Here is a 4792-nt window from a genome sequence, read left to right on the forward strand (position 1 = left end):
GTTTTGAAATCAATCAAGCGCTACAAAATCTCAAACAAGCCATTGGCGGTGACGTAGATGCCTTCGTACAAGGTCGTTTAAAGTATCCAAACAAGGCAGCTCTCTACAAGGCACTTTCAGCTGAGCAAATCGATGCGGTAGCTCTCGCCATCTACAACATTGAAGCAAAAAACCAAGGAATTATCATTGCTGACCAGACTGGAATAGGTAAAGGGCGTATCGCTGCTGCAATGATTAGATATGCTACAAAACAAGGATACAGACCCATTTTTATTACAGAGAAACCAAATCTATTCTCTGATTTGTATCGAGACATGGATGACATTGGAAGCAAATCACTAAATCCTTTTATTGTGAATGCCCGTGATTCAAAGACCCAAATCAAAGACCGAAACGGAGACTTGATATATGCACCTCCGATGAAATCTGAACAAGATAGAATCATCAAATCAGGAATTCTTCCAAAAGAATACGACCTTGTAATGCTCACATACTCTCAGATATCAGACTCAAAAGGGTCGCCAAAGATTGATTTCTTATTCGATGTTTCGAAGGGTTCAATCTTAATTCTTGATGAAGCGCATAATGCTTCTGGTATATCTAATACTGGTCTAATTCTGATGAATGTGTGTGCTCAAGCCAAAGGGGTTACCTTTCTTTCTGCCACCTTTGCAAAAAGACCTGATAATATGCCACTGTATGCTATGAAAACCTGTATTTCTGAGGCAGCAATAGATACCGAAGCACTGGTGAATGCCTTCAAGCAGGGTGGAGTAGCACTTCAAGAAGTTGTAGCATCACAGTTAGCATCACAAGGTCAACTCATTCGTAGAGAAAGGTTATATGAAGGAATAGAAGTGAACTATATCAACCTTGAGAAAAATGCTTTAAGAGATAGAAAAATAGCAGATGAGTTTACTGAAATCGTTAGAGATATCATCCTTTTTCAGAAGGAGTACATTATTCCAGAGGTAAAACAACTTGACAAAGAGGTTCGTGATAGTCAAGCTCAAGCAATCATTGAGAATGGAACTAAACGTGCAGGTGTTGATGCATCTCCCGCCTTTTCAAAGGTATTTATGTTGGTCAATCAAATGTTATTTGCCCTCAAGGCAGACGATGTAGCTAATCGTGCTATTATGAGATTGAAAGAGGGTAAAAAGCCAGTTATTGCATTTTCTTCAACGATGGGGTCTTTCTTAGAAAATATGGAAGATGAAGAAGGTACAATTGTTTCAGATGGTTCTACTATTTCAGCTTCATTCAGTAATGTACTACTTAAGTCCCTTAATGCGGTACTAATGTATTCAATCAAGGATGAGGTGGGAAAACACCATAAAAATACCTTTGATATTGAAGCCATGTCCATGGATGCTCGTGATGAATATTTTCGTATTTTCAATAAAATACAAAATGCTTCACGCTCTCTATGTATTTCGCCCATTGACTATATCAAGCAAAAAATTGAAGCTTATGGATATAAGGTGGCTGAGGTTACAGGACGTAAATTGGAAGTAAATCTCTCTGTCAATTTTAACAATGTTTCACTCAATGGTCTAGGTGAAAGATTGTCTGAAAAAACTACACAAAATTTTGTCGGAGTGGTCTCTCGAAGAAAAGCTGAAAACGTCAGTGATGCTTTTAGAAAATTCAATGACAATGAGATAGATGTTTTGATGATTAACCAAAGTGGTTCTACAGGTGCTTCAGCACATGCCATCATTACTTCTAAAGTACCTGCGGAAAAAGTCAAACAAAGGGTCATGATTGTTCTGCAAGCTGAATTGGATATTAATACTGAAGTACAAAAAAGAGGTAGGATTAACAGAACGGGGCAGATTAAGAAGCCTATTTACGATTACCTTATTTCCTCGATTCCAGCGGAAAAAAGACTCATGATGATGCTTCAAAAGAAGCTAAAATCTTTGGATGCTAACACCACAGCCAACCAGAAGAACTCTGAATCTTTGATGAAATCAGAAGATTTTTTGAATAAGTACGGCGATGAGATTGTGTTTAAATACATGGAAGAGAATACAGACCTTTGCTTACAACTTGATGACCCTCTCAACTTATTCGAAGAAGATAGAGACCCAATCCAAATTGGTGCAGCCAGTAAGGTTTCTGGTCGAGTTGCTGTCTTACCTGTACTTGAACAGGAAAAGTTTTACGCAGAGATTTTAGAACGCTATCATGAGCACATCAAACAATTAATCGAAGACGACAAGTTTGACCTTGAGGTTGAAACACAAGACTTGCGTGCTAAAACCTTGGAAAGAACTGTCGTACAAGTAGGTACAGGTGGGAGAAGTCCATTTTCTGACAATACCTTTATCGAACGTTGTGAAGTAAATGTATTAAGAAAGCCCATGAGTGTCTCTGAGTTACACGACGAGTTAAAAGCATCATTAGATGGTAAAAGACCTGAGCAAATTACTCAAGAGATTATTCAACAGGCTGAAAACTCCTTTGCTATAATTCTTAAAAGAGACATTGAGAAAATAGAGAAAAGTTATGCCTTAAAAAAAGAAAGAATTACTTCAGAGAAAGCATACCAAGAAAAAGCGGAAAAAGGACTTACCGCTGCTTTAGATGCTTATGTTCAAGGCAGGTTAATTGAGCTTGAAGAGGCTGAGGTGTCATCAATTAATGAGTGTAGAAGAAAATCTGCCAATGAATTATCTTACGTTAAAGAAATTGTAAGCTTCTTTCAAGTTGGAATGCCTTTACTATTTCCCGAAAACAACTTCGAAAATGGCGATACAACAAGAATATTAGCCACTTGTTTAGGTGTTAGGATTAATCCAACAAAAGATAAACCGTTTTCCCCCTCCAATATTGGGTTGCGAATTGCAGTGGCTTCCTCAAGAAGATTACTATCTTTTCCGTCAATCTCAGGAAGTAATTCGGAAAGGATATTTTCAATCAAAGGGGCTTCGCAAAAGATGCCAATTAATTACTCTTTTGTAAAAGAGCTTTTACCTAAATGGGAAATTGCCATATCAAACAATTTAAAAGATAGAGGTATCAGATACATTGTCACGGGTAATTTGATTCAAGCATATCGAAATGATAATTTTTCGGGACGATTAATACAGTTTACCACTCTTGAAAATAAAGTTAGAAAAGGAATTCTCCTTCCAGAAAACTACATTCAGAAAGCAAGTAGAAACTCGTCACAAAAAGTAAGTGTACCTATCAATAAGTGCTTGAAGGTTGTCTCGAGTATTATGACCAACCAATCGTTAAAGTGTTCCAATACTTTGTCTATATTCAGAAAAGACCCTTATCACTTTAAACTGGTTGTTTCAGCAAGTAAACAGGTGGCTGGAAATGTGTACTTAGACGAAGATATTCTTTCTTACATTGTTGGAAACAATTTCGAAAAAGTTTCTTCTACCATGACAGCATTAGTTCATGTTAGCAACTTAAGCAGCGTCCTTAATACATTAGGAATCAAACTAAAAGTAAGTGCCGAGCTAAGCCCTGAGCAATTTAAAATCATTGCGGATGAAGTAAACCTAGAAAATCAATTTAGTGATGAGCTTCAAGAGCTGCCTGTATTTAATAGTCCAACCTTAGTGCAGGAGCAGCCTAAGAATGATGATGCTAAAAGAGTTCTTACGCTCAAGTATAAATATCGTTTACGATTGCAGTTACAAATCCTTGAAAGAAATAAGCTATTACAAAATGGTTAAAGATAGCACAATTGGTAAACTCCCCCTTTCTCTCTACAGCCAGAGAGAAAGGTTTTTGGTAGCGCTTTGGAAATACTTTAAAAGTACAGGAATAACAGGTGATAAATTCGATGGTAATACAATACCATTCCTAAGTGTTCAAGAACTAGCAGAATATATCCGAAAAAATTTCGAGGTAAACTCTGCTGAACCCGTTTTTGATGCAGGTATTCTTAAACTGGAAGTTACCCTGAATGATAACTCATCTGTAACCTTCAATCCTTTTCAACTCTCAAACCTGATTTATAGAATTGAAGGAGAAGAAGCTCTTAAGCCAGAACCCAACGAATTGATTAGTACGACTAATCCTAATTTCATGAAACTTATGGCTAGGTTTCTCAACAATAGTTCAATATCCAATGAATACGGGATATGCTTTTCGGATGACGGTGTATTTAGTGCGAATCCTTATTCTATGATTTGGATACACGCTATAGGCTCACAAAGAGGTCACTATACTCAATATGGTCTCCAACTAGATGTAAAGTGGCCACCCAACTACTTAAGAGCCATACCAGACATTGAAAAACATACTTTTGGAATCAATGTATCTGAGTTGCTCAGTATCGTCGAAAAGCTCAACAGAATCGATGTAGCTGAAGAAGTCGAAAATCCAAGAATCACTATTTCAGGAACTAGATTTAGCGTTCGGGTCAACTCCAGTACCAATCTGAAATGGGCAGAGGGAATTCAGACCAGTGGGCATTTTGTCTCACCTTCTGAAACAAATAGCATCACTTTAGTTAATGCGACTATTCTACCGATTCTAAAGTTGCTTAAATCGCAACAGGTAAAATATATCTATCTCAAGGTGAAACGTCAAAAAAGTGTGAGAATTGATGTCAATCTCAAAGACTATGGAGATGCTACCATTATTTTTTCTCAAAAAGCCGAGTTGGATAACGTAGAGAAAATGGATGATAAAGACCCTAAAATTATCTCGAAAAAATACACCTATCGATTAAGATTACAACTCCAGCAAATGGAATTACAAAAACTAAAATAATAACATTCACTCTCAAAATACATAACATGAATACTTCAAAAAACATCGA

2 protein-coding genes are annotated in these 4792 nt (G+C 36.9%); both read left to right on the forward strand.

Going from position 1 to position 4792, the window contains the following annotated elements; translation table 11 throughout:
- Positions 1–3698, forward strand: a 3698-nt coding sequence (locus ACOVQ4_RS20585) for a strawberry notch-like NTP hydrolase domain-containing protein (RefSeq protein ID WP_421822486.1), incomplete at its 5' end; no start/stop codon positions are given.
- Complete coding sequence (locus ACOVQ4_RS20590; RefSeq protein WP_421822487.1) at positions 3691–4743, forward strand: hypothetical protein; 1053 nt, start codon at positions 3691–3693, stop codon at positions 4741–4743. The genes ACOVQ4_RS20585 and ACOVQ4_RS20590, both read left to right, overlap by 8 nt.
- The last annotated feature ends 49 nt before the right edge of the window (positions 4744–4792 follow it).

Origin of the sequence: Flectobacillus sp. (genome assembly GCF_049240685.1) — a bacterium.
Taxonomy (GTDB): Bacteria; Bacteroidota; Bacteroidia; order Cytophagales; family Spirosomataceae; genus Flectobacillus.